At 70.3% G+C, this 15,863-nt stretch carries 12 protein-coding genes; 8 read left to right on the top strand and 4 right to left on the bottom strand.

Going from position 1 to position 15,863, the window contains the following annotated elements; all coding sequences use genetic code 11:
• The first annotated feature begins 402 nt into the window (after nt 1–402).
• From ACX9I7_RS15000 to glgB, 4 genes are all read left to right on the top strand, one after another.
• Nucleotides 403–2,391, top strand: coding sequence for an alpha-1,4-glucan--maltose-1-phosphate maltosyltransferase (locus ACX9I7_RS15000; RefSeq protein ID WP_459387611.1), 1,989 nt, complete (start codon nt 403–405; stop codon nt 2,389–2,391).
• Nucleotides 2,388–4,094 (top strand): maltose alpha-D-glucosyltransferase, encoded by a 1,707-nt coding sequence (treS, locus tag ACX9I7_RS14995; protein ID WP_387566034.1) that lies wholly within the window; start codon nt 2,388–2,390, stop codon nt 4,092–4,094. Before ACX9I7_RS15000 ends, treS begins: the two co-directional genes overlap by 4 nt.
• A gap of 332 nt (nt 4,095–4,426) precedes the next feature.
• Nucleotides 4,427–5,788 carry a maltokinase N-terminal cap-like domain-containing protein gene (locus ACX9I7_RS14990; RefSeq protein WP_459387610.1) on the top strand — a complete coding sequence of 454 codons (1,362 nt, stop codon included), beginning with the start codon at nt 4,427–4,429 and terminating at the stop codon, nt 5,786–5,788.
• Nucleotides 5,789–5,840: 52 nt separating this feature from the next.
• Nucleotides 5,841–8,156 (top strand): 1,4-alpha-glucan branching enzyme, encoded by a 2,316-nt coding sequence (gene glgB / locus ACX9I7_RS14985; RefSeq protein WP_459387609.1) that lies wholly within the window; start codon nt 5,841–5,843, stop codon nt 8,154–8,156.
• A gap of 3 nt (nt 8,157–8,159) precedes the next feature.
• Here the strand turns inward: glgB and ACX9I7_RS14980 are convergent, their stop codons facing one another.
• Nucleotides 8,160–8,942 carry a helix-turn-helix domain-containing protein gene (locus ACX9I7_RS14980; RefSeq protein WP_459387608.1) on the bottom strand — a complete coding sequence of 261 codons (783 nt, stop codon included), beginning with the start codon at nt 8,940–8,942 and terminating at the stop codon, nt 8,160–8,162.
• A gap of 226 nt (nt 8,943–9,168) precedes the next feature.
• Here ACX9I7_RS14980 and ACX9I7_RS14975 point away from each other — a divergent pair, with 226 nt between their 5' ends.
• The 3 genes from ACX9I7_RS14975 to ACX9I7_RS14965 all read left to right on the top strand — a co-directional run bounded on the left by ACX9I7_RS14975 (nt 9,169) and on the right by ACX9I7_RS14965 (nt 12,229).
• A complete protein-coding gene (locus ACX9I7_RS14975) occupies nt 9,169–9,840 on the top strand; it encodes a DUF4097 family beta strand repeat-containing protein (protein WP_459387607.1) in 672 nt (223 codons plus the stop codon).
• Between the two features lie 19 nt (nt 9,841–9,859).
• The gene (locus ACX9I7_RS14970; protein WP_459387606.1) at nt 9,860–10,930 is read left to right on the top strand and encodes a serine hydrolase domain-containing protein; all 1,071 of its coding nucleotides are present in this window, start codon (nt 9,860–9,862) and stop codon (nt 10,928–10,930) included.
• Nucleotides 10,931–10,993: 63 nt separating this feature from the next.
• Entirely contained in the window at nt 10,994–12,229 is a 1,236-nt protein-coding gene (locus ACX9I7_RS14965; protein WP_459387605.1) for a serine hydrolase domain-containing protein, read from the top strand.
• Here the strand turns inward: ACX9I7_RS14965 and ACX9I7_RS14960 are convergent.
• Both ACX9I7_RS14960 and ACX9I7_RS14955 read right to left on the bottom strand, forming a co-directional pair.
• Nucleotides 12,211–12,681 (bottom strand): DUF397 domain-containing protein, encoded by a 471-nt coding sequence (locus ACX9I7_RS14960; RefSeq protein WP_459387604.1) that lies wholly within the window; start codon nt 12,679–12,681, stop codon nt 12,211–12,213. The genes ACX9I7_RS14965 and ACX9I7_RS14960 overlap by 19 nt on opposite strands.
• A gap of 22 nt (nt 12,682–12,703) precedes the next feature.
• Nucleotides 12,704–13,555 (bottom strand): helix-turn-helix domain-containing protein, encoded by an 852-nt coding sequence (locus ACX9I7_RS14955; RefSeq protein WP_459387603.1) that lies wholly within the window; start codon nt 13,553–13,555, stop codon nt 12,704–12,706.
• Nucleotides 13,556–13,723: 168 nt separating this feature from the next.
• Here ACX9I7_RS14955 and ACX9I7_RS14950 point away from each other — a divergent pair, with 168 nt between their 5' ends.
• Complete coding sequence (locus tag ACX9I7_RS14950) at nt 13,724–14,182, top strand: ATP-binding protein (RefSeq protein ID WP_459387602.1); 459 nt, start codon at nt 13,724–13,726, stop codon at nt 14,180–14,182.
• Nucleotides 14,183–14,366: 184 nt separating this feature from the next.
• Here ACX9I7_RS14950 and ACX9I7_RS14945 read toward each other — a convergent pair whose 3' ends face one another.
• Nucleotides 14,367–15,737: a cation:dicarboxylate symporter family transporter gene (locus tag ACX9I7_RS14945; protein ID WP_459387601.1), complete on the bottom strand. Its 1,371-nt coding sequence runs from the start codon at nt 15,735–15,737 to the stop codon at nt 14,367–14,369.
• Nucleotides 15,738–15,863 lie beyond the last annotated feature (126 nt).

Raw genomic sequence — 15,863 nt, 5'->3', positions numbered from 1 at the left:
CCAAGGCCAAAAGCCGCTACGGCCTTCGAAGGCCGCAGCGGGGCGCCCGTTCCCCCGTCCGGCCCTCAACAGCGCCGTTTCGCCACATTGCACGCGATCGGACCATCGAGCAGACTCCCTACGGGTGACGGGGGGACGGCCGACCTCCGCGCGCGGGGTCAGGGGAACTACGCACGAGTAGTTCATACAGTCCGGGCATGCCCGGGCGGACCCGGTGGGAAAGCTCACCCGGTGTACCGGGACGACCGTCCGTCGCCCTGCTGACAGCCGACATCCCTTCTTCCGCCCGCCCGAGTGAACGCGGACAGGAGCAGTCATGCCCGCACCCTCCCGACCGTCGACGGAACAGATAGAACTGACGGAACCCTTTCCCCGGACCCCCAAGGCTCGCCAGGTGATCCCATGATCGGTCGTATCCCCGTCCTGGACCTAGGCCCGCTCGTCGACTGCGGCCGAAGGCCCGTCAAGGCCGTGGTGGGCGAGGAGTTCGAGGTCATCGCCACGGTCTTCCGGGAGGGGCACGACGCGGTCGGGGCGAACGTGGTGCTGCGCGGGCCCGCGGGCCGCTGCGGCCCCTGGACGCCGATGCGCGAGCTGGCCCCCGGCACCGACCGCTGGGGGGCGACGGTCGCGCCGGACGCCACGGGCCGCTGGACGTACGCGGTCGAGTCCTGGGGCGATCCGGTCACCACCTGGCGGGAGCACGCCTCGATCAAGATCCCGGCGGGCATGGACACCGAACTGGTCCTGGAGGAGGGCGCCCGCCTCCACGAACGGGCGGCCGGCGGGGTCCCCAAGAGCGACGGCAGGGAAGCGGTACTGGCCGCCGTGGACGCCCTGCGCGACGCCACCCGCCCGGCCTCGGCCCGGCTCGCGGCCGCCCTGACCCCCGAGGTCACGGCTACCCTGACCCGCCACCCCCTCCGCGAGCTGGTCACCAGCTCCCGCCCGGTGCCGGTGCTGGTGGAGCGCGAACGGGCCCTCTTCGGCTCCTGGTACGAGATGTTCCCCCGCTCCGAGGGCGCCCGGCTGGTCCCCGGCCGGCCGCCCAGGTCCGGCACCCTCCGCACGGCGGCCCGCCGCCTCCCCGCCATCGCGGCGATGGGCTTCGACGTCGTCTACCTCCCCCCGATCCACCCCATCGGCACCTCCCACCGCAAGGGCCCCAACAACGCGCTGAGCGCGGGCCCTTACGACGTGGGCAGCCCCTGGGCCATCGGCTCCCCGGACGGCGGCCACGACGCGGTCCACCCCGATCTGGGCACGATGGAGGACTTCGACCACTTCGTGAGCCGGGCGCACGACCTGCGCCTTGAGGTGGCCCTCGACTTCGCCCTCCAGTGCTCCCCGGACCACCCCTGGGTCGGAAAGCACCCCGAGTGGTTCCACCACCGCGCGGACGGCTCCATCGCGTACGCCGAGAACCCGCCGAAGAAGTACCAGGACATCTACCCCCTGGCCTTCGACGCGGACTTCGACGGCCTCGTGGCCGAAACGCTAAGGATCCTGCGATTGTGGATGGCACACGGGGTACGCATCTTCCGTGTGGACAATCCCCACACGAAACCGGTCTCCTTCTGGGAAAAGGTGATCGCCGAGATCGGCCGCACCGACCCGGACGTGATCTTCCTGGCCGAGGCGTTCACCCGGCCCGCGATGATGGGCACCCTGGGGGCGATCGGTTTTCAGCAGTCGTACACGTACTTCACCTGGCGCAACACCAAACAGGAGCTGACGGAATACCTGACGGAGCTCTCAGGCCCGTCCTCGGCCCACATGCGCCCCAACCTCTTCGTCAACACGCCGGACATCCTCCACGCGTACCTCCAAGAGGGCGGCCGTCCGGCCTTCGAGGCACGCGCGATCCTCGCGGCAACACTCTCCCCGTCCTGGGGGATGTACGCCGGCTACGAACTCTGCGAGAACGCCCCGGCCCACGCGGGCAGCGAGGAGTACCTGAATTCGGAGAAGTACGAACTCCGCCCGAGGGACTGGGAGTCGGCGGAACGCGAAGGACGCAGCATCGCCCCGCTGATCACCGCCCTCAACCGGATCAGAAGGCGCCACCCCGCCCTCCGGCACCTCCGCAATCTCAGGTTCCACCACGTGGACAACGACGCGGTCATCGCGTACTCCAAGCGCACGGGCCCCTCCTGCGTCCTCACGGTCGTCAACCTCGACCCCCACCACACCCAGGAGGCCACGGTCTCGTTGGACATGCCGGAGCTCGGCCTCGGCTGGCACGAGACCGTCCCGGTGCGCGATGAGCTCACCGGGGAGACCTATCACTGGGGCAGGGACAACTATGTGCGCCTGGAGCCGGGACGCCCGCCCGCGCACGTGTTCTCGCTGCGACCGTCCTCTCAGATCGGAGGGTCACCCACACCATGATCGTCAATGAGCCCGTCCAGGACACCTTCGAGGACACTCCGGCCAAGGACCTGGATCCCGACTGGTTCAAGCGGGCCGTCTTCTACGAAGTCCTCGTCCGCTCGTTCCAGGACAGCGACGGCGACGGCATCGGCGACCTCAAGGGACTGACGGCGAAACTGGACTATCTCCAGTGGCTGGGCGTCGACTGTCTCTGGCTCCCGCCGTTCTTCCAGTCGCCCCTGCGCGACGGCGGCTACGACGTCTCCGACTACACCTCGGTCCTGCCGGAGTTCGGCGACCTCGCCGACTTCGTCGAGTTCGTGGACGCCGCCCACACCCGCGGCATGCGCGTCATCATCGACTTTGTCATGAACCATACGAGCGATCAGCACGACTGGTTCCAGCAGTCCCGCACCGACCCCGACGGCCCCTACGGCGACTACTACGTCTGGGCCGACGACGACAAGCAGTACCAGGGCGCGCGCATCATCTTCGTGGACACGGAGACGTCGAACTGGACCTTCGACCCGGTACGCAAGCAGTACTACTGGCACCGCTTCTTCTCCCACCAGCCGGACCTCAACTACGAGAACCCGGCCGTCCAGGAGGAGATCCTGGCCGCCCTCCGCTTCTGGCTGGACCTCGGCATCGACGGCTTCCGCCTGGACGCGGTCCCCTACCTCTTCGCGGAGGAGGGGACGAACTGCGAGAACCTCCCCCGGACGCACGAATTCCTCAAGCGCGTCCGAGCGGAGATCGACGCCCACTACCCCGACACCCTCCTCCTGGCCGAGGCGAACCAGTGGCCGGAGGACGTGGTCGACTACTTCGGCTCGTACGAGAACGGCGGGGACGAATGCCATATGGCGTTCCACTTCCCGGTCATGCCGCGCATCTTCATGGCGGTCCGCCGCGAATCCCGCTACCCGGTCTCGGAAATCCTCGCGAAAACCCCCGAGATCCCCTCCCGCTGCCAGTGGGGAATCTTCCTCCGCAACCACGACGAGCTGACCCTCGAAATGGTCACGGACGAAGAGCGCGACTACATGTGGGCCGAATACGCCAAAGACCCCCGCATGCGCGCGAACATCGGCATCCGCCGCCGCCTGGCACCCCTCCTGGACAACGACCGCAACCAGATCGAACTGTTCACGGCGCTGCTCCTCTCCCTGCCCGGCAGCCCGATCCTGTACTACGGCGACGAGATCGGCATGGGCGACAACATCTGGCTGGGCGACCGGGACGCGGTCCGGACCCCCATGCAATGGACACCGGACCGGAACGCGGGCTTCTCCTCCTGCGACCCGGGAAGGCTGTACCTCCCCACGATCATGGACCCGGTATACGGCTACCAGGTAACAAACGTGGAAGCGGCGATGAGCAGCCCATCATCCCTCCTCCACTGGACCCGCCGAATGATCGAGATCCGCAAGCAAAATCCAGCCTTCGGCCTCGGCTCCTACACAGAACTCCCCTCAAGCAACCCGGCAGTCCTGGCCTTCCTCCGCGAACACGGCGACGACTTGGTCCTCTGCGTGAACAACTTCTCCCGGTTCGCACAGCCGACCGAACTCGACCTACGGGCGTTCAACGGCCGCCACCCGGTGGAACTGATCGGCGGAGTCCGCTTCCCGGCGATCGGTGAGCTCCCCTACCTCCTGACCCTGGCGGGCCACGGCTTCTACTGGTTCCGCCTGCGCCGCACGGCACCGAACACCTGAAGGCGGTTTCCCACCCCGCACAGGGGGGCAGGCGCCGAACCGACGGGAGGGGCCGGGGTGGGGCGGACGGGCCCTGGCAGGGGCGTAAAGAGCTCTTCGCCGCTGGAGCCAAGTGCGGGGCACCCGGCACCGAAGTACCAGGCACCGCGAAGAGCTCAGCCCCGTAAGGGCCCGTCCGCCCCACCCCGGCCCCGCCCCACCCCGCCCCGGCCCCGACGCACCCCGCAAGCGAAAGCGCACCCGCAACCGGTCCCGCACCATACCCTGGTCAAAGCCGTAATCCGGGACACTTTGCCCCATCCGTCGTGTGCCCCGGGGAAAGGACGCGACGCATGTCGGAAGCCGCACCGCCGCTCGCCTCGCTCGCCCCCCTGCTCACGGAATGGCTGCCCCGGCAGCGCTGGTTCGCCGGCAAGGGCCGCCCCATCGACGGCCTCACGCCCGTGGCGGCGACGGAACTCACCCCGGACCTCCTGCACCTGCTCGTACAGGTGCGCACCCACCAACGCACCCGCACCCAGAACGACTGCTACCAACTACTCCTGGGCATCCAGGACGTCCTCCCACCCCACCTCTCCCCCGCCCTGATCGGCCGCCCGGCGGACGGCCCCCTGCGCGGCCGCACCGTCTACGAGGGCCTGGCCGACCCCCGCCTCGCGACGCTCCTCCTGGAGCGCCTACGGTTCCCGGGCCGCCTGGGCCCCCTCCGTTTCAGCCGCGAACCGGACGCGGAGATCGCACCGAACCTGACGCCCCGCCTCCTCGGCGCCGAGCAGTCCAACTCCTCGGCGGTCTACGGCGAAACGTATATCCTCAAGCTCTTCCGTCGCGTGGGCCCCGGTACCAACCCCGATCTCGAACTGCCGCGCGCACTCGCGAAGACCGGCTGCACCCGCGTCCCGGCACCGGCGGCCTGGTTCGAGGCGGAGCTCCCCGGCACGATGCCGATGACCCTGGGCGTGCTGCAGCCCTTCCTGGCCGGCTCGGCCGACGGCTGGCAACTGGCGCTGGGCGCCCTCTCCGTCCAGGCCGACTTCACCGCTTCCGCGCGCGCCCTCGGCCACGCCGTGGCCGAGGTGCACCTGGCCCTGGCCGAGGCGCTGCCCACGACCGTCCTGGACCGCCCCCAGCTGGAGCGGCTCGCCGCCGCGATGACGCGGCGCCTGGAGGTGACGGCGGAGGCCGTCCCGGCACTGCGCCCGTACCGGTTGGCGCTGCGCGACGCCTACGACGAGCTGGCGGCGCTGGGCCGGGACGGGCGGACCCGCAGGGCCCAGCGCGTCCACGGCGACCTCCACCTGGGCCAGGCGCTGCGCACGGCCTCGGACGGCCGCTGGTCGCTCATCGACTTCGAGGGGGAGCCGGCCCGCCCGCTGGCGGAGCGGTGCCGTCCGCAGCCGGTCGCGCAGGACATCGCGGGGATGCTGCGTTCCTTCGACTACGCGGCGGCGGTGGGCCGCGCGACCGGCACGGACTGGGCCGAGCGCTCCCGGGCCGCGTTCTGCGAGGGCTACGCGACCGTCCACGAGGACCCGCGCGAGGACCCCGGGCTGCTACGGGCGCACGAGACGGACAAGGCCGTCTACGAGGTGCTCTACGAGGCCCGGCACCGCCCCGACTGGCTGTCCGTGCCGATGTCCGCGATCCACCGCCTGGCCGGAGGCCACCGTGCGACCGGCGTCCACGCCCCTTGACCCGTACGCCCCCGTACGCCCGTACGCCCCGTACGCCCCCGGAGGACCACCTGTGACAGCACGACCGCCGATCCCGGCAACGTTCCTGCCGGCGCCGACCCCCAAGACCACACCCACACCGACGAAGCCACCCACGAAGCCCCCCACCCGGGAAAACGCCAAGGGAAGCGGCATCCGCCCCGCACCCCCCCTGCACGAATTCACCCGCGCCCGCCTCCTCCAGGGCACCCACCACGACCCGCACAGCGTGCTGGGCGCGCACCACGTGCCGGGCGGGATCGTCGTGCGCGCCCTGCGCCCGTGGGCGAAGGGCGTGGCGGTCGTGGCCAAGGGCCTGCGCGCGGAGCTCATCGACGAGGGCGACGGCCTGTTCGCCGCGATCCTCCCCCTCCGCGAGATCCCCAAGGACCACCGCCTCCTCGTCACGTACGAGGACACGGAAGTGACCCTGGACGACCCGTACCGCTTCCTCCCCGCGCTCGGGGAGCTGGATCTCCACCTCATCGGGGAGGGCCGGCACGAGGAGCTGTGGCGGGCGCTGGGCGCCCGTCCGATGACGCACGAGGGCGTGGCGGGCACCCGGTTCACGGTGTGGGCGCCGAACGCCCTGGGCGTACGGGTGGTGGGCGACTTCAACGTGTGGGACGGCACGGTCCACCCGATGCGCTCGCTGGGCGGCACGGGGGTGTGGGAGCTGTTCCTCCCGGGCGTCACGGAAGGCGCGCTGTACAAGTTCGAGCTCACCCGCCCCGACGGCTCGCGCACGCTGCGCGCGGACCCGATGGCGCGGCGCGCCGAGGTGCCGCCCGCGAACGCGTCGATCGTGGAGACGTCGCACCACGTGTGGCGTGACGCGGACTGGATGGCACGGCGGGGCGCGCGCCCCGTCCACGAGGCTCCGTTCTCGGTCTACGAGGTCCACCTCCCCTCCTGGCGCCCGGGGCTCACCTACCGGCAACTGGCCGAGCAACTGCCCGCCTACGTCAAGGATCTCGGCTTCACGCACGTGGAGCTGATGCCGGTGGCCGAGCACCCCTTCGGGGGCTCGTGGGGCTACCAGGTGACGGGCTTCTACGCGCCCACGGCCCGCCTGGGCACCCCCGACGACTTCAAGCACCTCATCGACTCCCTCCACCGGGCCGGCATCGGCGTGCTCATGGACTGGGTGCCGGCGCACTTCCCGAGGGACGACTGGGCGCTGGCGGAGTTCGACGGCCGGCCGCTGTACGAGCACCAGGACCCGGTCCGGGCCGCCCACCCGGACTGGGGGACGCTGGAGTTCGACTACGGCCGCAAGGAGGTGCGCAACTTCCTGGTGGCGAACGCGGTCTACTGGTGCGAGGAGTTCCACATCGACGGGCTGCGCGTGGACGCCGTCGCGTCCATGCTCTACCTGGACTACTCGCGGGAGCCGGGCCAGTGGACGCCGAACGAGCACGGCGGCCGGGAGAACCTCGACGCGGTGGCGTTCCTCCAGGAGATGAACGCGACGGTGTACCGCCGCTGCCCGGGCGTGGTGACGGTCGCCGAGGAGTCCACCGCCTGGGACGGCGTCACGCGCGCCACCCACCACACGGGCCCCGGGGGCTTCGGCGGGCTGGGCTTCGGCCTGAAGTGGAACATGGGGTGGATGCACGACTCGCTGGAGTACATGACGAAGGAGCCGGTGCACCGCAGGTACCACCACGGTGACATGACCTTCGCGATGGTCTACGCGTACAGCGAGAACTACGTCCTGCCGATCTCGCACGACGAGGTGGTGCACGGCAAGCGGTCGCTGGTCTCCAAGATGCCGGGCGACTGGTGGCAGCAGCGCGCCAACCACCGGGCGTTCCTCGGCTTCATGTGGGCCCACCCGGGCAAGCAACTCCTCTTCATGGGCCAGGAGTTCGCACAGGGCGCGGAGTGGTCCGAGGCCCACGGCCCCGACTGGTGGCTGCTGGACCCCTCGTACTCCGCCGAGGCCGACCACCGTGGCGTACGGAACCTCGTCCGCGACCTCAACGCCCACTACCGGGCGACTCCGGCGCTGTGGCAGCGGGACACCGTGCCGGAGGGCTTCGAGTGGATCGTGGGCGACGCGGCGGACGACAACGTCCTGGCGTTCGTCCGCTACGACGCGCAGGGCTCGCCGCTGCTGGCGGTCTGCAACTTCTCCCCGGTCGTCCGGCACGGCTACCGGCTGGGCGTCCCGCCCGGCGAGCCGGTGTGGCACGAGGTCCTCAACACCGACGCCGCCGGCTACGGCGGCGGCGGCGTCGGCAACCCCGACCCGCTGAAGGCGGAACCGACGGCGTGGCACGGGCGGCGCGTGAGCGTGGTGGCGGTGCTGCCGCCGCTGGCGACGGTGTGGCTGCGGCCGGGGTAGGGCTCAGGCCGAGGGGTCCGGAGCGGGATCCGACGCGAGGCCGGGCGCGAGGTCGGGCGCGGGGTCGGGCGTGGCGTCGGGCGCGGTGTAGAGGACCTCGCGGGCCTGTTCCGCCGCGCGGATGATGCTCTCGCCGACGAAGTCGACGAAGCGGGCGATGTTCTCGAGCCGGACGGCGGCCGGGGTGTCGGGACCGAGGATGCCGACGCCCTGCCGCGCGGTCTCGGCGAGCTGGGCGTTGGCCTTGGCGCTGGCGATCATCGCCTGATACCAGAGCTCGTTGTCGACGATGTAGCGCTCGCGGCGGCGTTCGTCACGCTCCCGGCGGATGAGGTCCCGGCTCTCCAGGAACGTGATCGCCTTGGAGACGGACGCCGGGCTGACCTGGAGGCGCTGGACGAGTTCGGACGCGGTGAGGCTGCCCGCGTCGGTGGTGTAGAGGCAGGTCAGCACCCGGGCCATCATCTTGGGCAGGCCCGACTGCATGAGGAGCGTGGTGAACGCCTCCTCGTACTCGCGCACCGCCCCGGCGTCGCGCCCGTACTCCCGCGAGGGCGCCCGCTCCCCCCGGGGCGCGGGCTGCCTGCGCCGGTGGGCGCGGCGTTCGGTGGCGCGGTGGGCCAGGTCGGCGCGGTAGTCGGTGGGGCCGCCGTTGCGCATCACCTCGCGCGTGACCGTCGAGGTGGGCCGGTCGAGACGCCGGGCGATCTCCGCGTAGGCGAGCCCGTCGGCCAGCCCGAGCGCGATCTGCTGGCGTTCCTGCTGAGTGAGTCTGCCTCCCGGCACCACGGTCTCCTTCGTGCGTCCTTGAGGGGTCCAGCGTAGCGTTCGATCCATTCCCATTGCAACGCTTGACGAGGATGACGTTGCATTGAATTCATCGCCGTTGCAACGATTTCCACCGCCTGACCTGCACTAATGACCACAGGGCGCAACGCGCTCATTGCCGCACCCACAAACGCAACGTAGCTTTTCCCGCATCGGAAACAACGACCGAACGCAGGAGAACACGATGCGAAAGTTCGACACCCCCGCCCCCGTCTCGGCCGTCCTCGACGTCCCCGCCGGCCACATCCGGTTCATCGCCGCCGACCGGGCCGACACCACGGTCGAGGTCCTGCCCCTGGACGCCTCGAAGGGCCGCGACGTGAAGGCGGCGGAGGAGACCCGGGTCGCGTACGACGACGGCGTCCTGCGGATCGAGGCCCCGGAGGCGAGGAACCGGGTCCTCGGCAACTCCGGCTCCATCGAGGTCACCGTCCAGGTGCCCGCCGGCTCCCGCGTCGAGGCGAAGGCGGCCAGCGCCGAGTTCCGGGGCGTCGGACGGCTCGGCGACGTCGCCTTCGAGAGCGCGCACGGCTCGGTCAAGCTCGACGAGACGGCGAGCGCCCACCTCGCCCTCCTCGCGGGCGACGTCTCGGTCGGCCGCCTGGGCGGCCCCGCGGAGATCACCACCCAGAAGGGCGACCTCCGCGTCGCCGAGGCCGTGCGCGGCGCGGTCACGCTGCGCACCGAGCACGGCCGGATCTCGGTCGGCGCCGCCCGGGGCGTCTCCGCCTCCCTGGACGCCGGCACCGGCTACGGCCGGATCCACAACACGCTCAAGAACGCCGAAGGCGCCGCCGCCGGCCTGACCATCCACGCGACCACTGCCTACGGCGACATCACCGCCCGCAGCCTCTGATCGACAAGGAGCACGTTTCATGACCGACAGGCCCGAACTACGGAAAGCCTTACAGGAGTTCGTCGATGCCGGCTTCGCCGGGATCCAGATGCGCGTGCACGACGAGCGGGGCGAGTGGGTCGGCAGCGCCGGGGTGCGCGAGCTGGGCGGAAGCGCCGAACCACCGACGGACGGGCGGTTCTGGACGGGCAGCTCCACCAAGACGTTCACGGCGACGCTGGTGCTGCGCCTGGTGGCCGACGGCAGGCTCGGGCTCGACGCCCCGGTGGCCGACCACCTGACCGGACTCGGACTGGACCGGCGGATCACCGCGCGGATGCTGCTGCAGCACACCAGCGGGTTGTTCAACTACACCGGCGAGTACTACGCCGACGGGACGTTCGCGCCGGGAATACCCGCCACGGGCAAGGAGTGGGTGGAGAACCGGTTCCACACCTACCGGCCGGAGGAACTGATACGGCTGGCGCTGTCCAAACCGGCACGGTTCGAGCCGGGGACGGACTGGAACTACTCCAACACCAACTACACCCTCGCCCAGTTGCTGATCGAGCAGGTCACCGGCCGCCCTTACGCCGAGGAGATGCGGCGACGGATCCTCCGGCCGCTCGGCCTGCACGACACCGTGGTGCCGGGCGCCTCACCGGACCTCCCCGGGCCGCACGCCCACGGCTACTACCGCTACCAGGACGGCGGTGAGTGGAAGGTCGCCGACGTGACCCGTCAGAACCTCTCCCTGCTGCCCGCCGCCGGCAACATGGTCTCGACCACGGCGGACCTCCACACGTTCTTCTCCGCGCTGATGAGCGGCAAGCTCCTGCCGGCCCCGCTCCTGGCCGAGATGCGCACGCCGCACCCCAAGAGCGGCGACTTCCACTACGGCCTCGGCCTGTTCGTCCAGGACCTGGGCCCGGACGGCGGCACCGTCTACCACCACAACGGCAGCCCGCCCGGCGGCTACGGGTCGCTCATGTACAGCACGCCCGACGGCGGCAGGACGCTCACCGCGTCGGTGACGACCGGGGACGCCGCGATCGACCCGGCACGGGAGTTCCCGAAGGCGCTGGACCGGCTCGTCAGGGCGGTGTTCTAGCCAGCTCCCGCCGCATACCAGCGAAATCCTCCAGATCGAACACCGTTTACAAGGAGATTCACGATGGGAAAAGGCACTGACGGCTTCTCCGAATCAGGGCTGCGCAGGCTGCGCGAGGTCCTGGCACGGCATGTGGAGTCCGGGAGGATACCCGGGCTCGTCGCCCTGGTCAGCCGGGGCGAGGAGACCCACGTCGAAGCGATCGGCACGATGCGCCACGAGGGCGGCGCGCCGATGCGCCGGGACACCATCTTCCGGATGGCCTCGACGACCAAGCCCGTCGCCGTCGCCGCGACGATGATCCTGCTGGACGAGTGCCGGCTGCGGCTGGACGACCCGGTGGACCCGTGGCTGCCCGAACTCGCCGACCGGCAGGTGCTGAAGCGGGCCGACGGCCCGCTGGACGACACCGTGCCAGCGCGGCGCCCGATCACCGTGCGGGACCTGCTCACCTCCACGTTCGGGCTCGGCCTGGAGACGACGGCGATGGGCTCGCCGATGATGAGGGAGCTCTTCGCGCGGAAGGTCTACGGCGAGAACGGATGGCTGTTGCCGGCGGTGGAGCCGGACGAGTGGATGCGCCGCCTGGGCACGCTCCCGCTGATGTACCAGCCCGGAGAGCGGTGGCAGTACAACATCGGCGACGACGTGCTCGGGGTGCTCGTCGCAAGGGTCACGGGCCAGTCCTTCGAGGCGTTCCTGCGCGAGCGCGTCTTCGCTCCGCTGGGCATGAAGGACACCGGCTTCCACGTGCCCGCGGACAAGATCGACCGGCTGCCGCCCCTGTACTCCCCCGATCCGCAGACCGGGGAGTTCCACGTGGGGGACGAGGCGGCCGGGGGCCACCACAGCCGGCCCCCGGCGTTCCAGTCCGGCGGCGGCGGACTCGACTCCACCGTCGACGACTACCACGCGTACTTCCGGATGCTGCTCAACGGCGGGACGCACGGCACCGAACGGATCCTGTCCCGGCCCGCGGTCGAGCTGATGACCGGCAACCGCCTCCCGCCCGAGCAGCTCGCCACGCGGGAAGCCCTGGCCCGCAACCTCGTCCATATGTCATACGGCCAGGGGCAGCAGGGCGGCTGGGGCTTCGGCATGACGGTCCGCACCTACCGCGGCGACTACGCGCCCGTCGGCCAGTTCGGCTGGGACGGCGGATCGGGCACGACGACGTATGCCGACCCGCACAACGGGCTCGTCGGCATCCTCCTCACCCAGACCGGGATGTCCACGCCGGACTCGGCACGGGCCATCCACGACTTCTGGACGACGCTCTATCAGGCGATCGACGACTGACCTGCCGCCCCGGCCTTCACGGCGGCCAGGAGCGCCCGCAGGCCGGGCGGGGTGGTCGCGACGACGGTCGCGGGGGCGTCGCTCTCACGGAGGGCGACGCGGTCGCCGCGCCTGCGGAGTTCGACGCAGTCGTCGCGATCGCCCGAGAACGACGACTTCCGCCACTCGATGAGCGCTGCGACGCTCCGGCCACGGGTCTGTAGGACCGTCGTCGGAGCATCGCTCTCGCGGATGGCGACACCTCGCCGCGTTCGTGCCAATTCCAGACAGTCGCTGGATTCGGTGGAGAACGAGGACTTCTGCCACTCGATCAGCGCCGCGACGCTCCGGCCACGGGCCTGTAAGACCGTCGCCGGGGCGTCGCTCTCGCGTATGGCTATGCCGTTGCCACAGCGGGCCAGCTCGACGCAGTCGCCCTGAGTGTCTGTCGAAAACGATGACTTCTGCCACATGATTCGCATGGTCTGTACGCCTCTACACTTGCGCTGCCATCTTGCGGATGAAATCGCGGGTTTCTTCCGGGCCGAGCGCCAACGCCTCGACGCGGTCGAGAACGGACCGGTAGTTGGCGAGCCGCGACTCCCCGTCCAGGAAAGCCGACCCGGTCGGCGTGTCAATGTGCACGGTATCGAGTTGCCGCACCACGCTCGATACGTAGAGCGGCGCAGTGCCAGCGCTGGGAAAGCCGCCGACGGAGAACGGAATCGCCTTGATCGTGATGTTGTCGCGCTCTGATTCCTTCAATAGGTGGTCGAGTTGCGCACGCAGTACGGCTCGGCTTCCGAACCGGAGACGAAGTGCCGCTTCATGGATCAGGTACGTACACGTCGGTGGTTGCGCACGATCGAGAACATCACGCCGTCGCATCCGATGCGAGAGCCTGCGCCGAAAGATCTGCGGGCTGAGGGGTGGGACCGCCTGATCGAAAACCGCCCTGGCGTATTCCTCGGTTTGCAAGAGGCCAGGCATGTGCATGATCTGCAGCGCCCGGAACGCCTTGGCGTGGTGCTCCAGCTCGGCAAGGTCCAGCGCTGTGGCAGGTAGCGCGTCGCGGTACTCCTCCCACCACCCCTTGCCGCGCTCCTCGGTCATGGCAACCAGCGCGTCGACATAGGCCGCGTCCGGGCAGCCGTAGTGCGAGGCCCATGCCCGGACCCGCTCGCCGCTCACGCCGTGGCGGCCGGATTCGGCGTTGCTGATGTTGGTGCGGTCGGTACCCAGCAGGGCGGAAGCCTGCACAAGCGACAGGCCCGCTTGCTCACGCATCCTGCGGAGTTCCGTACCCAGCCGCCGCTGACGGGCGGTTGGGGCCTTTCTCGGTGGCATCCGTTCCCCTCCTGTCGGGACTCAGTGTGGCCCGTGTCCGGACGGGGGTCCACTCGTTCCACTCATTGGACGGAACGAGTCACACGCGTTGTACCTCATGCCCTACCGTCGAAGGCACAAAGCCACCTGCCCTACGGGCAGTTGGCGGCTCCCGCCTGGAGGTAAACCATGGCCACCGCATCACTCCTCGCCCCCCGAACGGGGTACGACCCCCACCCCGGCGAGCGGTACGAATTCACCGCTCCGGCCACCGCCACAACCGCCCGCGTCGCGCGCGAGTTCGTGACCGCGGTACTCGTCGCGGCGAATCGGAATCCGCTGATCGAGAACGCGCGGATCTGCGTGTCCGACACCGTCGCGAACGTCGTGCAGCACGCCCGCGTGGCCGTGCTGTCCGTCGAGGTGACGGTGTACGGCGACCGGGTCGTCGTCGCCGTACGCGACGACGACCCGGTCCGGCGGCCGTACCGCCGGCAGGGCCAGGCCGCCGCGGGCGACGAGCGCGGCAGGGGCCTGGCGCTCGTGCGCGACCTCGCGTCCGCCTCCGGCGTGACGCTGGTGTGGGACGAGCTCGACGTGGTCGGCAAGCAGGTCTGGTTCGAACTCCGCGAGAGCGACTACGCGTGAGCGAAGAAAAAGTCGACGCCGACGCGGCGGGAGGAGGGTGGGGGGTGGGGTCTGCCCCGGGCGGGGCCGGGGCCCTCCTCCCGCCGCGACGGCGGGGAACCCCCACGGCGCGGCCCGGCGGTGCCGTTCCGGGCCCGGGGGCCGCCGGTGGGGAGTGGCGGCCACGCCGTGGGGGTGGTCTGGGTCAGGCGGCCGCGACGGCCCCCTGCACTGAGGGCGCCACGCCGTGTCCGGCGTCGGCCGCCAGGGACGTCTCCTCGAAGGGGAGCCTCCCCGCGAGCACCTCGCGGGCGCGGGCGGTGTCGATCTCCTTCGTCCACGTGCCGATGAGGACGGTCGCCACCGCGTTGCCCGCGAAGTTGGTCATGGCGCGGGCCTCGCTCATGAAGCGGTCGATGCCGACGATCAGGCCGACACCGTCCACGAGCTCCGGGCGGTGGGACTGGAGGCCGCCCGCGAGGGTGGCGAGGCCGGCGCCCGTCACGCCCGCCGCGCCCTTCGAGGCGACGATCATGAAGAGCAGCAGGGAGACCTGCTGGCTCAGAGACAGCGGATTCCCCATCGCCTCGGCCACGAAGAGCGAGGACATCGTGAGGTAGATGGCCGTCCCGTCCAGGTTGAAGGAGTACCCCGTCGGCACCGTGATGCCGACCACCGGCTTGCTGACGCCGAGGTGCTCCATCTTCGCGATCAGGCGCGGAAGCGCCGACTCCGACGAGGACGTCGACAGGATCAGCAGGAACTCCCGCCCCAGGTACTTCAGCAGGGCGAAGACGTTCACCCCCGCCACCAGCCGCAGCAGGCTCCCGAGCACCACGACGACGAAGATCAGGCACGTCACGTAGAAGCCGAGCATGATGACGGCCAGGGACTTCAGCGCGTCCATGCCCGTCGCCCCGACCAGCGCGGCGATCGCGCCGAACGCGCCCACCGGCGCCGCCCACATGATCATGGCGAGGATCCGGAACACCAGCTTCTGAATGTGCCCGATCCCCCGCAGCACCGGCTCGCCCACCGGGCCCATCGCCTGCAGCGCGAAGCCCGTCAGCAGGGCCACGAGAAGCGTCTGGAGCACCTGGCCGCCCGTGAAGGCGGACACGATCGTGGTCGGGATGATGCCGAGCACGAAGTCCGACGTCGACTCGTGGGCGCCCTTGGCCTGGGCCTCGCCCGCGTGCCGCAGTGCGTCCGTGAGGTGGAGTCCGCTGCCCGGCTCCAGGAGGTTGCCGACGACCAGGCCGATGGCCAGGGCCACCGTGGACATCAGCAGGAAGTACCCCAGCGCCAGTCCACCCACCGCGCCGACCTTGGCGGCCTTCCGCACGGACCCGATGCCGAGCACGATCGTGCAGAAGACGACCGGCGCGATCATCATCTTGATGAGGTTGACGAAGCCCGTGCCCAGCGGCTTGAGCTCCACCGCCACACCCGGCGCGGCGAAACCGACCACCACGCCGACGAGGACCGCGCCGATCACCGCGAGGTACAGATAGTGCGACCGGTCCCGATGGGCGGGCGATGGTGGTGGGGGTGACTGCGCTGTCGTGGTGCTCACGGTGGGCTCCTCAAAGGGTGATCGTGGGGTTCTCCCGAGGAAAGTGGGGTCCCGGAGACTATGCACGGCCCTGTGACGGTGGTCACCCTTATGTGCATTACGTTCACGAACCGGCCAACAGGCACA

Source organism: Streptomyces sp. L500 (genome assembly GCF_054551825.1).
The sequence above is the reverse complement of the archived record's forward strand: the minus strand, read 5'-3'. Positions and strand labels throughout refer to the sequence as shown.

Coding starts and splice junctions, on each gene's coding strand:
- ACX9I7_RS15000 (WP_459387611.1), top strand. CDS start 403: ATGATCGGTCGTATCCCCGTCCTGGACCTAGGCCCGCTCGTCGACTGC.
- treS (WP_387566034.1), top strand. CDS start 2,388: ATGATCGTCAATGAGCCCGTCCAGGACACCTTCGAGGACACTCCGGCC.
- ACX9I7_RS14990 (WP_459387610.1), top strand. CDS start 4,427: ATGTCGGAAGCCGCACCGCCGCTCGCCTCGCTCGCCCCCCTGCTCACG.
- ACX9I7_RS14975 (WP_459387607.1), top strand. CDS start 9,169: ATGCGAAAGTTCGACACCCCCGCCCCCGTCTCGGCCGTCCTCGACGTC.
- ACX9I7_RS14970 (WP_459387606.1), top strand. CDS start 9,860: ATGACCGACAGGCCCGAACTACGGAAAGCCTTACAGGAGTTCGTCGAT.
- ACX9I7_RS14965 (WP_459387605.1), top strand. CDS start 10,994: ATGGGAAAAGGCACTGACGGCTTCTCCGAATCAGGGCTGCGCAGGCTG.
- ACX9I7_RS14960 (WP_459387604.1), bottom strand. CDS start 12,681: ATGTGGCAGAAGTCATCGTTTTCGACAGACACTCAGGGCGACTGCGTC.
- ACX9I7_RS14955 (WP_459387603.1), bottom strand. CDS start 13,555: ATGCCACCGAGAAAGGCCCCAACCGCCCGTCAGCGGCGGCTGGGTACG.
- ACX9I7_RS14950 (WP_459387602.1), top strand. CDS start 13,724: ATGGCCACCGCATCACTCCTCGCCCCCCGAACGGGGTACGACCCCCAC.